We start from the raw sequence: 15,812 nt of genomic DNA on the forward strand, positions 1-15,812 counted from the left end.
CTTATTAATTTTTTAGAAAATTACTGGCGTTAAAACAGATAAGACAACACTTTCTTCATTCAAAGGATTTTCCCATGAATGTGGTACTTCAGAAGGATAATGAATCGTCTCACCCTCTCGAAGAAAATATTCCTGTCCACCTACCTTAAAAAGTACTGCACCTTTTAGGACATAATAGAATTCCTCACCGGGGTGAATTGATTCTTGATTTATTTCTATCTGACCCGGAGCAAGTTTTACTAGTAACGGCTCAAGATTTCTACCACTAAAATTACCATTGAGACGCGTATACTCTACTGAAGATCCTTCTAGTTTAAAAGGTTTGCGATCCTCCTCCTTCACAACATATGTATTATTTGAAACCGATTCAAAAAAATAAGTGATAGGTACTGAGAAAGCATCGGCTATTTTTTTTAAAGAAGTAATAGCCAATGATGATGAACCTCTTTCAATTTGTGACAGAAAGCTAATCGATAGATTAGTCTTTTCGCTTAAGTTTTTTAGCGTCATGCCTTGCTCTATTCTCGTTTTTTTTATGATTTGATGTATTTCTTCCAAATGGCCACCTCTTTTTTAATTACACTGTAATTTTTAAAGTATCAGTGAAATTTTTTTAATAATACCATATTATTTTCCGAATAGAAAGATAATTCAGATTTTCGATCTACATTTTTCGATGAAATTAGATATTTCTCTTAATCTGTGAATATAAAAACTTTTAATACCCTTTAAAAATCTCCAGCTAGTAATAATTATGCCCCACATAAAAAATAACAACGATACCATTAAGAAAAATGATAGCACAACAAAATTTTTAGGAATATTTGTAACATGGTGATATATAACGAAAGAAACATAAGTAAATCTTAGTTTATAAAAGGACGGAATTACGAAAAAAGGAGCATTAATAAATTTGAAAAAACAACAATCAAAACGAGTCAAATAAAAAAAGCAATATGTACTTTTTACTGTACATACTGCTAAAGATCCCTATCGAATCGTTTTTAATGCTGTTGCCCAAGGAACAAGCTGATCTAACATTTGATTTACTGAATCTGCTTGAACATCCTTCGGTTTAAAGACCGAGCCGTTTTCGAAGTCAGTAAATAAGGATAGAGCGGGATGCACGCGAACATCTGCTACTAATAATTCACCAAGAATTCCACGTAAATGTTCAGCCGCTCTTGCACCACCGACAGAACCGTAAGAAACAATACCTGCGGCCTTATTATTCCATTCCACGCGTAAGTAGTCTAAGGCATTTTTTAGTGCACCGGTAATGGAATGGTTATATTCTCCAACGATAAAAACAAACCCATCACATGCAGCAACACTTTGTGACCACTCAGCTACTCCAGAAGTATTTCCTCCTGGCTCACCTAGCAATGGTAATTTAAAGTTAGCGATATCAATTATTTCATATTCCGCATCACGACGCTTTTCTGCTACTGCCTTTACCCATTCACCAACTTGTGGGCTTAAACGCCCTTCACGAGTACTCCCTAAAATAACCCCAATTTTCAACATATGACTCCTCCTTCATTCATCCCTTAAATTGTGGCCGAATCATTCACTTACATTAAAAACAGTTCTCTTAGCCATGTTATACAGAAATCCATTTCTTTATTCAATACACATATAGTTAATTAAACCATTTTTATTTTGAACTAAATTATCTTTAATCCAAGATAAAAATATCATATATTTATAAAAATTGCCAATTATTTCATTCGAATTAAATTATTTTAATTTAATAGGTCTTTCTAATGCTGCAAGTTCATCCTCAATCGATGCATATTGTCTTTCTACAACATATTTTGTATCCGATATAGCTGCATTATAAATATGCGGTGCAATATTTTCCTTTATAAAATCAAATACTCTCTCTGCTTCAAATTCAGAAATATCCTCATCTCGATGATTGTAGAAAAATCGTTGAATATCAGCTATTATTGTTTCTTGTTGTTCTTTTGTTAATCGAATAAACAATCCAAAACTCTCCTCTCATTGCAATTAATACTCCCTTTCATATCACTCTAAAATTAATCCAAACATAAAAAGACTGAATTATATTAAATACTGTAATTCAGTCTTAGTATTACATATTTTGCAAATTAAATTAAAGTTTCACAATAAATTATGTTCGGCTCTTCGGCAAAACAAGGAGTTGATTTCCGTTCCGGCTGGGCGCTTTGTTGCTGCCGCTACGTTAGCACTACGCTTTCGCACAGAGCAGAGCTTCCTGGGGGCGTCCGATGAGCCGCTTCACTCGCGTTGCTCGCTCCAGGGTCTCATCTATGACGCTAATCCCCGAGGAGTCGCCCAGCCTCCACTCCAATCAACCACTTCACACAGCATGTATCTATTAGCATGTTATTCTAATTTAAAATAATACAACGAAGCAGCGACGGCATCTTTGTGCAAAATCTAAACGTTAGCAATAATAGGTTTACAATTGCGTCATTATTATAAGACTTTTCTGTTTGATCATGGTGAGTAGCAATAGTGTTCCCTGGTGAAATGAATAAAATTGATAAAAGTTATACGTTATTGCTGATTGGAGTGGAAGGCTACTCGGCTCCCGTGGGAAAGCGAGACCTTGAGCCCAACACGATGTTGGTCACGAAGTCGTTGCCACAGGACGTGACGCACTTAGCCTTCGTTCCTTTAGCGGAGGAAGTGGCTCGACGCCCGACCGCAGGAAGCCTTGCTCTGCGCGAAAGCGAAGCGTCAGCGACAAAGCGAGTAGCCTGGAACGGAAATTACCCTCACAAAGATTTCCTTAAGCATTTTGTTTTCAACATAAAAAGGCTGAATTATATTACATACTATAATTCAGCCTTTTTATTATTACTGGTTACATTTAAATGAATAGTTTGTTGATAGAAACTTCTTTTCTTTTGAGACGATGGCTTCGCCGCCATCTTTTTCACATTGCTCGGTCATCGCATCAATTTTTTTTGCATTCATCGTATTTGTCATAAATGTCATGCCTACCCCAAACACAGCAATTAGCAAACCGATCATGATCCATAACTTGCCGCCTTTATTGCCAGCAGGTCTTTCATTCGTCACAGATATTCCCCTCTCTTACACGAATAAAAACGGTTCTGTATGAATAGTAGATTGTACAAATTCCACAGAATATTTTTTATCCTCACACATTCTTGCCATCTTTTTAGCTACACCGGCAATCATCACCTTTTCCACATGATGACCTGGGTCTACGACTTGCAGACCAATTGCTTGAGCGTCCTGGGCAGTATGGAAATACATATCTCCTGTTAAAAATACATCTGCCCCAGCGCGTTTCGCAGAATAGATATATTTATTGCCGTCGCCTCCGACAAGCGCAACTTTTTTTACTTTCGACTGTAAATCGCCAACAACTCGTACAGCAGGTACGTCTAACTGTTTCTTGACAAATTGTGTGAATTCGTGAAGAGTCATTTCTTGTGGTAAATAACCAACTCGCCCTAAGCCCATTACATTTGTTTGCTGGTCTAGACGAATGAGGTCATATGCAGGTTCTTCATATGGATGTGCATTTAACATTGCCTTTAACACACGATTTTTTACGGATTCCGGAAATACTACTTCTATCTTTACTTCTTCTTCAACATGTAATTCACCGATAGCACCTACATGAGGATTTGCACCATCTAATGGACGGAAGCGCCCTTCCCCCATTGTAGTATAACTACACGCTTCATAATCTCCAATACGACCTGCTCCAGCCTTTGCTAATGCCTCACGTAAATCAGTGGCATTTGCAGTCGGTATAAAAACAGCCAGCTTCAACATATTTTCCGCATATGTTTCTTCGAGAATAAAACGGTTTTCAAGCTGGAGAGCATCTGCTAGTAAATCGTTAACACCACCTTCAGCTACATCTAGATTCGTATGTGCTGCATAAACAGCAATATCATTTTTAATAAGCTTCTCATATAAACGCCCAGCTGGATTGTCAGTACGAATATTCGAAAGTCGTCTAAAAATCGGTGGATGATGTGCAATGATTAGTTCGCATCCTTGAGCAATAGCCTCATCGGCTACTTCTTCATTCACATCTAACGTGACTAATACTTTACTTACAGGTTTGTTTAAAGTGCCGATTGCAAGACCAATAGGGTCATTTTCCATACAGGCTAGCTTTTTAGGCGACCATGATTCAAACAATTGAATAATTTCCTGACCGTTTACTGTTTTCATCTCACAGAACCCCTTCCACTAAATTGAGTAGAGCCTCTAACTCTGCACGTTTTTCTTCAATTTCAGGTGTTTGATCTGCCCCTTCAATAGACTGTAATACACGCTGCCAATTTTCTTTTTCACGCGTCCATTTTTTAACAAATGCTGGTGATTTCCGTTGCATTAATCTCGGACCAAATATAATTTCCGGTTCCGTTAACGTCATTGTGCTTCTTTGCAATACAAGAATTTCATAAATTTTTTCGTCTTCTTCTAAAATCTCTTCGTCCTGGATTGCCCAATTATGTGCTAATGCCCATTCGCGAATCACTTTAGCATGAATATTTGGCTGCAAAATAAGCCTTGTTACCCCATTTAATTTTTCAGGATGCTTCTCTAAAATGGAGACAATCAAAGGACCGCCCATTCCAGCAATAGTAACAGTATCAACATGGTCCGTTTCTTCCACTGCCGCTAAACCATTCGCAAGTCGGACTGTAATTTTTTCTGTTAAGCCTTCTTTTTGCACTTGTCCTACTGCTGATTCAAATGGCCCTTTCACAACTTCTCCTGCTACTGCATAAGAAGCAATACCTTTATGAATTAAGTAGCATGGTAAATATGCATGGTCGCTCCCAATATCAGCTACAACTGCGCCTGAGGGAACAAAGCTTGCTACTGTTTCTAATCGTTTTGATAATTTTTGTGCATTCATTTTTTTACCGCCTGTCTTCAATAGTGTTCATTCTTAGTATGTATGATGTCGAGAAAAAAAACAAATGGAGTTGTCTCAAAAATTTTGAGCAACTCCATTAATACTGAAGATAAATAAATTGTAGCTGCACCAATTACGATTAAACGCTTTCAGTACAGCTACATCTTGAAATTATTTTAGAGTTGAAATGTACTTAGCGATTTCTTTTGCTTCCGCTTCAGTTTTCATTCCAGGTGTCATTGGTGTACCTTCGATACCGTTAGTTAAAACGTCTACGATACGAGCCTCATCTAACCCATGTAAGTTTGGACCTACAGAACCAGTTAAGTCAGCAGCGTGACAGCCAATACAAGATTGTACTAAAGCTGAGCCGTCATCAGTAGCTTCTGTCTTCTCGCCACCGCCCTCTTTTTCAGCAGCAATTTCTTTTTTGTTATCTGCACCTGTTAAAGACATGAAGAAAATAAGACCAACACCAAATGCAAGAATTAAGATGTAAGGAACGACTGGATTGTTTTTCATATGTTTCCCCTCCTCATTGTAAATCTACTTCTATTATAATATAGAATCAGTCAACATCTAATATTGTACTTCATTAACCGTGAAACGAAAAGACCATTCGCTAAGTTTTCCTTTGTTTGTAACAAATTCGACATTTCTGTATCTATTGGATAAAATATGTCTTGAAATCGCCAATATTTGGACTATCTATTATCTTTTTAGCAATCAATTATGCCTTTCCAAATTTGCTTCTATAATCGGCTTGAAGAAGTTTAACTTAGATTCTTTACACGTTGTTATCTTTCCTCTATTTACGCATTCATATACCAAGAAAATTAAAATAACTTATTGATATTTGCTAATAGTATAAGCCATAGTAATACTTATTATCATGTCTCATCACCATAAGATATGGTTGATTTCCGTTTCGACTGGGCGCTTTCCTGGGGGCGTCCGATGAGCCGCTTCACTCGCAGGCTCGCACCCGGGTATCGGGCCAATAGGATGTTGGTCACGAGGTGTTATCACCGGACGTGATGATTTTAGCCTTCGTTTCTCTATATCGCTGATCCCCGAGGAGTCGCCCAGTCGTAACGAAAATCGACTTATATAAAAGTCAGCCGCAACTTCCGGTAATTAACCACTAATACTTTATCCAATATCAGTAACAAAATACTCAGGTCATTGTTTTTGTTCTTCAGCAATTTACATGGGCTAAATTTCGAGATTACATTTTGATACAAAAAGAATCTGTAAGCTTTATAAAAGCATACAGATCCTTGTCATTTGTCGGCGAACTAATTTACAAAATGAGTTCTTATAATAAGTTTATGATATAATAGCTAATCAGTGCTAGGAACCCTAGGACACCTGAGACCGTGAAATAAAGTAGCTTCATTTTCAAACCTGACCAAAGCCAAACCCCACAGTTCGCTGCAATCAAGCAAAACAATGCGATATTATTTCCGTTAAAATATGTAGTGTAAATTCGAATAGACATACTGAACAATAAAACAGCGGCTAGCAAATGGAAAACAGGCGCTAATAAATCATTTTTTCGTGCCATTCGAAATGCCGTCAGTAATAACGCTACAGCAGCTATTCCAACAACAACCGTTAATATGATCATGAAAGATGGTATTGTAAAATAAAAAGTTAGCAGAGTAATCATCGCAATACATATACCTGCAATTACAAGTAGCAGCTTTCTCTTTTCAGAAGGCAAAATAGCTTGTTTATGATGTACTGGTTCTAACTCCTCTAAATTTTCCCCCTCTGCATAAAGAGCGGCTAAAAAGTCACAGTAATGTTCTGGTAATAGCTTATTTTGCTTCCAAAACAAAATCTCATTCAAGATTATTTTTTTTCGAGGATTTGTCATAATTTTTGCTCCAAACATTGCTTTATATGGTTGTTATTCCAATTTTATCTCAAAACATTGCACAGCACATCTATATAAAGTAGCAAAAATATTTAGTTTGTCACATTCTAGTACATGATATAAACATTTTCGAAACAATATTTTCTTTTGATAGACTTTGTTTATACGCGTATTCTCCTGATTCAATAGTAGCATAAAAAGAGCTATCCAATTAGTCATCACTAATTAGATAGCCCTAGCCTATATAACCTTATTCTAAGAAATCTTTTAAACGTTTGCTACGAGAAGGGTGGCGTAGCTTTCTAAGTGCCTTAGCCTCAATTTGGCGAATACGTTCACGTGTTACACCAAATACTTTTCCTACCTCTTCTAACGTACGTGTGCGACCATCATCTAGACCGAAACGTAAGCGAAGTACATTTTCTTCACGGTCAGTTAATGTATCTAACACATCCTCTAATTGCTCTTTTAATAATTCATAAGCTGCATGGTCAGATGGAGATTGAGCTTCAGAATCCTCAATAAAGTCTCCTAAATGTGAATCATCTTCTTCTCCAATTGGTGTTTCAAGAGATACTGGTTCTTGCGCAATTTTTAAAATTTCACGTACTTTTTCAGGTGTTAAATCCATTTCTTCCCCAATTTCTTCTGGAGATGGTTCGCGACCTAAGTCTTGTAGTAATTGGCGTTGTACTCGAATTAATTTATTAATTGTTTCGACCATATGCACTGGAATACGAATTGTACGTGCTTGGTCCGCAATAGCACGTGTAATTGCTTGACGGATCCACCATGTTGCATAAGTAGAAAATTTAAAGCCTTTACGGTAGTCAAACTTCTCAACAGCCTTGATAAGCCCCATATTCCCCTCTTGAATTAAATCAAGGAATAGCATTCCACGGCCAACATATCGTTTTGCAATCGATACAACAAGACGTAAGTTTGCTTCCGCTAGACGTTTACGTGCTTCTTCATCACCTTGCTCAATACGCTCAGCTAGAGCGATTTCTTGCTCGGCAGAAAGTAAATCAACTCGACCAATTTCTTTTAAATACATACGTACAGGGTCATTTATTTTAACACCCGGTGGTACACTCAAATCATTTAAATCGAAAGTCTCTTCGTTTGCTTCTTCTTTCATTAAGCTTTCTTCTTCAAACTCTTCTTTTCCAATGATTTGAATGTCTTTTGCCTTTTCAAGATCCTCAGCAAAGTGGAAAATTTCTTCGTTCTCCAATTCATAAGGCGCAAGTTTCTCTGAAATTTCTTTCATTGAAATTTCACCTTCTGTTTTTGCTTTTTCTTGTAGTAGCTTTTTTGCTTCATCTAATGTAATTTCTACTTCTACCTCTTTTGAACGTTCTGACTTGTCCGCCATAAACCTTCCTCCTTCTAAACAACCGAATCGGGTTAAATCGCCGATAACGATTTTCTTAAATGAATAATCTGTTGGGCGATTTCAAGTGCACGCGCATACTCGTGCATCTTCTCCGCTTCCTTTGACTCATGCATCTTTTGTTGAATTTCTTGCTCAATTCTATATTTTTGCAGCTGACGTATTGAGTCTGTGACCTCTGCCTCTGCTTGGTCGGGATCCCGTTCCGTTAAAGCCGCTTCCATTACTATCTTGCGTAATTCAGAGTCATCTAATATTTCAACAAAACGCTGATAATCAGGATGACCATATTCCTCATAAAATCCTACTAAGCGAACAAAAACAGCCAAATAGGCATCTCGTACAAACGGTTCTTTTTGTTCACTACGTAATACCCTGTCCACTACATCTATATTATGAAGCATATGAGCCAGTAATAAACGTTCTGCACGTTCTGCTGCGTCCATAGGCTTATGTTGCTGAGTGACCGGCATCGAAGGCGCCTGAACGGGCATTTCTACTTTTGTAGAACGCACCTGATTTGCCTCTAGCTTTCGGAATTGAGCATAAATCGCTTCTTCCGAGATATTTGTCTCATTCGATAGCTGCCTTATATACAAATCTCGTTCAACTGGTGACGATCTACCTACCAATTGCTCAAGAACTTCTTGAATATATTGAAGCGTATCATTTTCAAACTGAAAGTTCTTATTTCGTCTAGCATGCATCATCATAAAAGCAATATACGCATGAGGGTTTTCCAAAATTTGTTCTTTAAATGCTTGTCCACCTAAACTACGAATGTATTCATCGGGATCTAGCTTATCTGGTAACACCGCAATATTGACTTTCATACGTTCTACTTGAAGTAACTGTGCCGCTCTTTTTGCCGCATCAAAACCTGCATTATCACCGTCATAGCAAACCGTAACCTGCTCTACTAAGCGCTTTAGCTTTGTGATATGCTGATTCGTAAGCGAAGTGCCCATTGTTGCTACAGCATTCGTTACACCAACAGAAGTTGCTGCTAAAACATCCATAAACCCTTCCATCAATACTACTTGACGATTTTTTCTAATGGAGGTTCGTGCTTTATCTAGGTTATATAGCACTTCACTCTTTTGAAAAATCGGTGATTCTGGACTATTTAAATATTTTGCCTCTTCACCAGTAGACGTAAGAATTCGTCCTGAGAATGCTATAATCTTACCGTTCTCATCACGGATGGGAAACATAATACGCCCTCTAAAACGATCAAAATAGCGCTCTTCCCCTTCACGCTTAATCACTAAACCGCTTTCCGCGATTTCTTGTAAGTTATAACCTTTTCTTTCAAGCAATATCGTTAATGCATCAAAGCTTGGAAGAGACCATCCAATGCTATTAGATTCTATAAGTTCCCTTGTAAATCCTCTTTCTAGCAAATAATTTAAAGGTTCTTCACCATCTTCCGTATTTAACAGTAAATGATGAAAAAAATCTGCTGCAAAAGCGTGTGCTTCTTTCATCCTTTCTTCTGCTTTAGATACCTTTTTCGTTACTTCTGGTAAACTTGGCCCAACATCTAAATGTATGCCAATACGTTCACCAAGTTTCACAACAGCGTCAGGAAAAGAAATACCTTCTATATCCATGACAAAAGTAACAGCATTACCACCCGCACCACAACCGAAGCAATGAAAAATTTGTTTGTCTGATGACACAGAAAAAGATGGCGTTTGTTCTCCATGAAAAGGACAGAGTCCAAACCAATTTCGCCCACGCTTAGTAAGCTGCATGTATTCGCTTATGACATCAATAATATCCGATTGTGTGCGAATCTGTTCAATCACTTCTTCAGGAATCTTCCCTGCCACATCCATCACCATCTTTAAATTACGTTCTAAAACACAATTCGCTATCCGATTTAAAAATCCTTTATTTCTCGACAAAAAAATAGGATTTTTCTCTTAATAAATATTTTTACCACAATTTTATTATTATAAAACATAAATTAGTTTTTATCTATACTATTTTCAAACCCGACTCAAAAAAACCGCCTCTTATAACCGAGGTGGTTTATCATCATTCGTTTCTTATTTACAGTTTAAAATATGCTCAATAATGACGTTTGCTGTTTCTTCAACAGCTTTGTTTGTCACATCAATCACTTTACAACCAATTTTTGAGACAATTTTTTCAAAATGCTGGATTTCATCTAATATTCGATTATGCTGCGCATAGATAGCATCATCATTCAATCCTAGAGACATCAATCTCTCTTTTCGAATTGAGTTTAATTTATCAGGAGAAATAATTAAACCAAAACATTTTTTCGGATCAATTTTTAAAAGTTCTTCAGGTGGCTCCACTTCTGGTACTAAGGGTACGTTCGCCACCTTATAGCGTTTATGTGCTAAATATTGTGATAGCGGTGTTTTAGAGGTACGGGAAACACCAACTAGCACGATATCAGCCTGTAAAAGACCACGTGGATCTCTACCATCATCATATTTTACTGCAAATTCAATAGCCTCTATTTTTTTAAAATAATCATCATCTAGCTGGTGAACAATTCCTGGAGCCTCTAATGGGAATTCTTCTACAAAGGTTGCCATTGTTTTTAAAGCAGGCCCTAAAATATCGACAGCATATACATTTTCTTGCTCACACAGTTCACATAATAACGATCGCATCTCCTGTCGAACTAGTGTATATACAATAAATGCCTTCTGTTTCGCTGCGAGGCATACAATTTTACGAATGAGCTCCTCTGATTGTATATGAGGAAAACGCCGAATTATCGTGTTTTCCAAACCAGGTCGAAACTGACTAATAACCGCTTTCGCTACTTGGTCACCAGTTTCACCGACTGAATCAGATATAACAAAAACGCGTAGTCTTTTCATATTACTGCTCTCCTTCAACTATTTAGTCATTTTGTGCAAGTGATAAGAAAGCTCGTGTAATCGTCGTTTTTGTTAGACGTCCAACAATCGTCAATCCACCTTCTTGTGGCTCAACTACTGGTAGCGAATCAACTTCTCGATCAATTAGTTTATTCGCTGCGACGACTAAAGAATCTGATCTTTCACAGTACGATATATTTGGCATGCGTGTCATAATTATATGTACAGGAATTTTGTTTAAATCCTGCGTGCCAATACTTGTACGTAGTAAATCCTTACGAGAAAGTACCCCTGTCAAAAATTCATTCTTATCTACGACAAATAGTGTACCAACATCCTCAGAAAACATGAAGCAAATCGCATCATAAACAGTCATTGTTTCTGGTACAACAACAGGTCCTGAATGAAAATCTTTCACCTTTAAATTGTTAATACTATCCGTCAATGTAACGGACGTTTTTTTACCTGAATAGAAATAGCCAACACGAGGTCTAGCATCTAAAAAGCCCGCCATTGTGAGTATTGCTAAATCTGGTCTTAAAGTTGCTCTTGTCAGATTGAGACGTTCTGCAATATGTTCGCCTGTGATAGGGCCGTTTTCTTTCACAATTTGTAAAATGTCTTCCTGACGTTTATTGAGTTCGATTGGACTCACCGCCTCAAATCTAATAGTGTTATACTTATGCTCAATTATTATATACTATTTTAATAATTATTGCGAAGAAAAGAACTACATGCTACAATATTGACACATACGCTTGCTCTCGATGTATTTTCGAGTGATTTGCGTTATATAGGCGATGACGGGAAAAAAGTATCTGTTCCATTTTAAAGCGAGTAGAAGATGGTGAAAGTCTACACAGTAACAGAGAAAAGGCACTCCTTGAGCTAACTTTTCGAAAAGAGGTTTTAAACAATTCGTTTAAAACAATCAGGGTGGAACCGCGGGTTTTAGCACTCGTCCCTGGGCATTTATTGTGCCCGGAGACGGGTGCTATTTTTAATTTAGTCCTACCTAAATTAAAAATATTTAGCGAATTTATCAATTGTATAAGTACGCTAAAACAAAATCAAAGTTCACTCTTTGAAAACTATAAAGGAGGCTATTTTTATGGCTAACAAATCAATGGAAACAATTGTATCATTAGCGAAGCATCGCGGCTTTGTCTTCCCAGGTTCTGAAATCTACGGAGGCTTAGCAAACACTTGGGATTACGGTCCACTAGGTGTTGAATTAAAAAACAATGTAAAAAAAGCATGGTGGCAAAAATTTGTCCAAGAATCAGAGCACAACGTTGGGATCGATGCTGCAATTTTAATGAATCCAAAAGCTTGGGTTGCTTCTGGTCACGTTGGTAACTTTAATGATCCAATGATCGATTGTAAGGCATGTAAAGCACGTCATCGTGCTGACAAAATCATCGAGGATGCTGCGCTAGCTAAAGGCGATGAAATCATTGTCGATGGTATGACATTTGATCAAATGAAAGAAACAATGGTTAAATATGACGTAGTTTGCCCGGATTGCGGTAAAGCTGATTTTACAGATATTCGTCAATTTAATTTAATGTTTAAAACATTCCAAGGTGTAACAGAATCTTCTACTAACGAAATTTATTTACGCCCAGAAACAGCACAAGGTATTTTCGTGAACTTTAAAAATGTACAACGTTCTATGCGTAAACGTACACCATTCGGTATTGCACAAATCGGTAAGTCTTTCCGTAACGAAATTACGCCAGGTAACTTCACTTTCCGTACACGTGAATTTGAACAAATGGAACTTGAATTTTTCTGTAAACCAGGCGAAGATCTTGAATGGCACGCATACTGGAAAGAGTTTTGTAAAAATTGGTTATTAAATTTAGGCATGAAGGAAGAGTCTATGCGCCTTCGTGATCATGAAGAAGACGAATTATCTCACTACTCGAATGCTACAACTGATATCGAATTCAAATTTCCATTTGGCTGGGGCGAGCTTTGGGGCGTAGCGGATCGTACAGATTACGATTTAAAACAGCATATGGAGCATTCTGGTGAAGATTTCACTTACATCGATCCAGTATCAAACGAACGTTATGTACCATATTGCATCGAGCCATCTTTAGGTGCAGACCGTGTGACATTAGCATTCCTTTGCGATGCTTATGACGAGGAAGAGCTTGAAGGCGACGATAAACGTACAGTTTTACGCTTCCACCCTGCTCTAGCGCCATTTAAAGCTGCGGTCCTACCACTTTCTAAAAAGCTTTCTGATGAAGCTACTGATGTTTGGGCAGAGCTTCGTAAATCATTCCCAGTTGACTTTGACGAGTCACAATCAATCGGTAAACGTTACCGTCGTCAAGATGAAATTGGTACACCATTCTGTATCACTTACGACTTTGACTCAAAAGAGGATGGTCAAGTTACAGTACGTCACCGCGACTCAATGTCTCAAGTTCGTATGCCAATTACAGATGTTAAAGCATATATTGAAAAACATCTTCAATTCTAAATTCATAAGATATAAAAAGGGAGTCGCATTTTAAGCGACTCCTTTTTTCTGCGGAAAAATGACTACTCGCACAAATGGTGAAGAACCAGTGATTTTCCTCGGACTCCAGCAAGAGACTTGCACTGAAAGCATCTGGAAAGTAGAGGCCAAGCCCGCAGAAATTGCCCACTCGGAGTGAAAATCAACCTTTATTTAATGGATACACATTTCATTCTTTTGTCAGATCTTAATTGATGAAAACAAGCGCTCTTGCATCTTCTCCTCAAATGAAAACCTTTTCATACTCATACCTACTAAGCTTATTAAAATTTCCTCGATATCTACAAGCGTATAATAAAGGAATGTTCCTTCTCGCATTGGTCGAACCCTCTTATCGATTGTTAGTTTATCCTCAATAAAGTAAGCAACATTTACGTTACAATGTTCCATCAATTGCGAAATACGTTGGTCATCATCTGGATTAATAAAAAACGGAACAATTTTGTCAATGTATAAAATACTTTGCACAAGTTTTATAAAGAAATTTTCACGAAGTTCAGTTTCCACAACTACTACAGTTGTTTTTTCATGCTGGTAATCCATATACAATATATTTATTTGCTCTTCTAATAATTTTTTTAGAATATCAATAGAATTTCTATACTTCGTCATATCCGTTTGGATTTCTCTTGTTAATAAACGTAGAATTCGAAAAGCAGGTAAAAATATTTTTAAAACAATTTCTTTAGGATGTAAATGATCTATTAATTTTTTAAAGTAAACTCTTAAGCTATTTTCATCACAGCGAATTAATTGTTCTACAAATAAGTTAAAAATCTCTTCAAAGCTGTTAGTACGATAATCTATAATTTTCGAAATTTTCACACTATAATTCAAAGGCAAAATCATAGACTTTTGCTCATCTAATAACTTAACTTTAGGCAATGTCGGGAATAAATCATAGACAAGTTCTACTTGTGCACTTCGATTATCTGATAATTGAACGACTGAGTTGACAGGATAAATTCCTAAGCACTCAACAAATTTATGCATAAATTTTTCGTTATATAAATGTCGATCACGATATAAAACAGCTAATGCATCTGTTGCAGCATATCCCGAATGATATACTCGCTTTGATGTCATCGCTGAATAAACATCAATAATCTGCAGTATTTGAACTCCCTCACACATATCATCCTCACAAAGCTGATTCGGATAACCTTTACCAGCAAAGCGTTCATGATGATCACGTGCTAAATAGGCAATATCCTCTTCTCCATTTTCGATGAGTAGCTCATAACCTTTAGTCGTATGAGTTTTGACAATATCAAACTCATCTTCCGATAATTTTCGTTTTAAATTTAATATTTCTTGCGGAATACATACTTTCCCAATATCGTGGAATAAATAGCCTCTTGCTAGCGTTTCAATATCCATTAAACCTAATTCTCGAGCAAAGATTGTACCTAAAACGAAAACATCAAATGAATGAACAAAAGAATATTCATCCCATTCTTTTAATCGCATGAGTAATTCATAGCGATGTTTCTTTTCTAAAATTTTTTCAAAAACACCTCGTACATAAGCGGTATCTTGGATGCTTTTTAAAACTTGGCCATAGCGTAATTCATGCACAACATTCTCTAATGTAGTCATAAAAAGCTGACTTACTGTTTCTTTATACTCATCTACATCATCATTTTTATCCATTAGCGGTGCAAATACATCCTCGTAATCCTTTGAACGTTGAACACTCAAATCATGAACAATTCGGACTGAATTAGTCGGTAAATAAACAGATAATTCGTCAACTTTTCTAAGTTTAAGTAATGCAATAATTCGTTCTGTTAAAACAAGATCTTTTTTAGCTAATAAACGATAATCAGAAAAAATATCTTCAGCTAAAATATCATCCGCTTCAACTTCATCAATACTTAACGTCACTTTTCTTAGCATAATTTCTGCCACATACGCAATGCTTAAGCATTATGTGACTCCCTCCTTCTCCCGTAAGACTGCGTTGTTCGTTGTTCGTCAATTATACCTCGGCATAATTGGTTCGGAATTGGCTTTTTATTTAGGCCTGCAAATGTTTTTTGTGCGAAAGCAAGGCGACAGCAGCAATATGAAGACCAACACGATGTCGGTTCGGTAATGCCACGGCATGGCTTTTTGCAGGCCCATTAGCTGTTATCACACGGATGAGATGGTTTTAGGCTAACATCCAACGCTAACTCCTTACCGATTCCATGACATCTGCGGGAGGCTTTAACTTCTTTCAC

General features: G+C 37.1%; 14 protein-coding genes. 1 reads left to right on the forward strand and 13 read right to left on the reverse strand.

Translation table 11 applies throughout. From position 1 onward, the window contains the following. Positions 1 to 12: 12 nt before the first annotated feature. The 12 genes from ABE34_RS15490 to ABE34_RS15550 form a co-directional block, all read right to left on the reverse strand. Positions 13 to 558 (reverse strand): helix-turn-helix domain-containing protein, encoded by a 546-nt coding sequence (locus tag ABE34_RS15490; protein ID WP_197143404.1) that lies wholly within the window; start codon positions 556 to 558, stop codon positions 13 to 15. Between the two features lie 432 nt (positions 559 to 990). Then, complete coding sequence (locus tag ABE34_RS15495) at positions 991 to 1,527, reverse strand: NADPH-dependent FMN reductase (protein ID WP_197143405.1); 537 nt, start codon at positions 1,525 to 1,527, stop codon at positions 991 to 993. 213 nt (positions 1,528 to 1,740) lie between these two features. Beyond that, positions 1,741 to 1,989: a DUF2164 domain-containing protein gene (locus ABE34_RS15500; protein ID WP_197143406.1), complete on the reverse strand. Its 249-nt coding sequence runs from the start codon at positions 1,987 to 1,989 to the stop codon at positions 1,741 to 1,743. Positions 1,990 to 2,850: 861 nt separating this feature from the next. Next, entirely contained in the window at positions 2,851 to 3,075 is a 225-nt protein-coding gene (locus tag ABE34_RS15510) for a hypothetical protein (protein ID WP_197143408.1), read from the reverse strand. Between the two features lie 15 nt (positions 3,076 to 3,090). Then, on the reverse strand, positions 3,091 to 4,212 hold the full coding sequence (locus ABE34_RS15515; RefSeq protein ID WP_197143409.1) for a Nif3-like dinuclear metal center hexameric protein: 1,122 nt from the start codon (positions 4,210 to 4,212) through the stop codon (positions 3,091 to 3,093). Position 4,213: 1 nt separating this feature from the next. Next, positions 4,214 to 4,906 (reverse strand): tRNA (adenine(22)-N(1))-methyltransferase, encoded by a 693-nt coding sequence (locus tag ABE34_RS15520; protein WP_197143410.1) that lies wholly within the window; start codon positions 4,904 to 4,906, stop codon positions 4,214 to 4,216. Between the two features lie 171 nt (positions 4,907 to 5,077). Further along, positions 5,078 to 5,428 (reverse strand): c-type cytochrome, encoded by a 351-nt coding sequence (locus ABE34_RS15525; RefSeq protein ID WP_197143411.1) that lies wholly within the window; start codon positions 5,426 to 5,428, stop codon positions 5,078 to 5,080. Positions 5,429 to 6,224: 796 nt separating this feature from the next. Then, positions 6,225 to 6,788, reverse strand: a complete 564-nt coding sequence (locus ABE34_RS15530) for a hypothetical protein (RefSeq protein ID WP_197143412.1) — start codon at positions 6,786 to 6,788, stop codon at positions 6,225 to 6,227. A 250-nt stretch (positions 6,789 to 7,038) separates the two neighbouring features. Beyond that, positions 7,039 to 8,166, reverse strand: coding sequence for an RNA polymerase sigma factor RpoD (gene rpoD, locus ABE34_RS15535; RefSeq protein ID WP_079563872.1), 1,128 nt, complete (start codon positions 8,164 to 8,166; stop codon positions 7,039 to 7,041). A gap of 32 nt (positions 8,167 to 8,198) precedes the next feature. After that, positions 8,199 to 10,031 carry a DNA primase gene (dnaG, locus tag ABE34_RS15540; RefSeq protein WP_197143431.1) on the reverse strand — a complete coding sequence of 611 codons (1,833 nt, stop codon included), beginning with the start codon at positions 10,029 to 10,031 and terminating at the stop codon, positions 8,199 to 8,201. 207 nt (positions 10,032 to 10,238) lie between these two features. Beyond that, positions 10,239 to 11,051, reverse strand: a complete 813-nt coding sequence (locus tag ABE34_RS15545; protein WP_197143413.1) for a pyruvate, water dikinase regulatory protein — start codon at positions 11,049 to 11,051, stop codon at positions 10,239 to 10,241. Positions 11,052 to 11,073: 22 nt separating this feature from the next. After that, entirely contained in the window at positions 11,074 to 11,706 is a 633-nt protein-coding gene (locus tag ABE34_RS15550; RefSeq protein ID WP_079563877.1) for a helix-turn-helix transcriptional regulator, read from the reverse strand. Between the two features lie 456 nt (positions 11,707 to 12,162). Between ABE34_RS15550 and ABE34_RS15555 the strand changes: the two genes are divergently transcribed. Further along, positions 12,163 to 13,548, forward strand: coding sequence for a glycine--tRNA ligase (locus tag ABE34_RS15555; RefSeq protein ID WP_079563879.1), 1,386 nt, complete (start codon positions 12,163 to 12,165; stop codon positions 13,546 to 13,548). 219 nt (positions 13,549 to 13,767) lie between these two features. On the opposite strand, the gene ABE34_RS15560 is transcribed toward ABE34_RS15555, so the two are convergent. Beyond that, positions 13,768 to 15,486, reverse strand: a complete 1,719-nt coding sequence (locus tag ABE34_RS15560; RefSeq protein ID WP_197143432.1) for an HD-GYP domain-containing protein — start codon at positions 15,484 to 15,486, stop codon at positions 13,768 to 13,770. Positions 15,487 to 15,812: the final 326 nt, after the last annotated feature.

Origin of the sequence: Lysinibacillus sphaericus (genome assembly GCF_015844675.1) — a bacterium.
Classification (GTDB): domain Bacteria; phylum Bacillota; class Bacilli; order Bacillales_A; family Planococcaceae; genus Lysinibacillus; species Lysinibacillus sphaericus_E.

Excerpts from the sequence above, each read along its gene's own strand:
- ABE34_RS15560 (WP_197143432.1), bottom strand. The coding sequence starts at position 15,486 with ATGCTAAGAAAAGTGACGTTAAGTATTGATGAAGTTGAAGCGGATGAT.
- ABE34_RS15545 (WP_197143413.1), bottom strand. The coding sequence starts at position 11,051 with ATGAAAAGACTACGCGTTTTTGTTATATCTGATTCAGTCGGTGAAACT.
- ABE34_RS15555 (WP_079563879.1), top strand. The coding sequence starts at position 12,163 with ATGGCTAACAAATCAATGGAAACAATTGTATCATTAGCGAAGCATCGC.
- ABE34_RS15530 (WP_197143412.1), bottom strand. The coding sequence starts at position 6,788 with ATGACAAATCCTCGAAAAAAAATAATCTTGAATGAGATTTTGTTTTGG.
- ABE34_RS15520 (WP_197143410.1), bottom strand. The coding sequence starts at position 4,906 with ATGAATGCACAAAAATTATCAAAACGATTAGAAACAGTAGCAAGCTTT.
- ABE34_RS15515 (WP_197143409.1), bottom strand. The coding sequence starts at position 4,212 with ATGAAAACAGTAAACGGTCAGGAAATTATTCAATTGTTTGAATCATGG.
- ABE34_RS15495 (WP_197143405.1), bottom strand. The coding sequence starts at position 1,527 with ATGTTGAAAATTGGGGTTATTTTAGGGAGTACTCGTGAAGGGCGTTTA.
- ABE34_RS15525 (WP_197143411.1), bottom strand. The coding sequence starts at position 5,428 with ATGAAAAACAATCCAGTCGTTCCTTACATCTTAATTCTTGCATTTGGT.
- rpoD (WP_079563872.1), bottom strand. The coding sequence starts at position 8,166 with ATGGCGGACAAGTCAGAACGTTCAAAAGAGGTAGAAGTAGAAATTACA.
- dnaG (WP_197143431.1), bottom strand. The coding sequence starts at position 10,031 with ATGGTGATGGATGTGGCAGGGAAGATTCCTGAAGAAGTGATTGAACAG.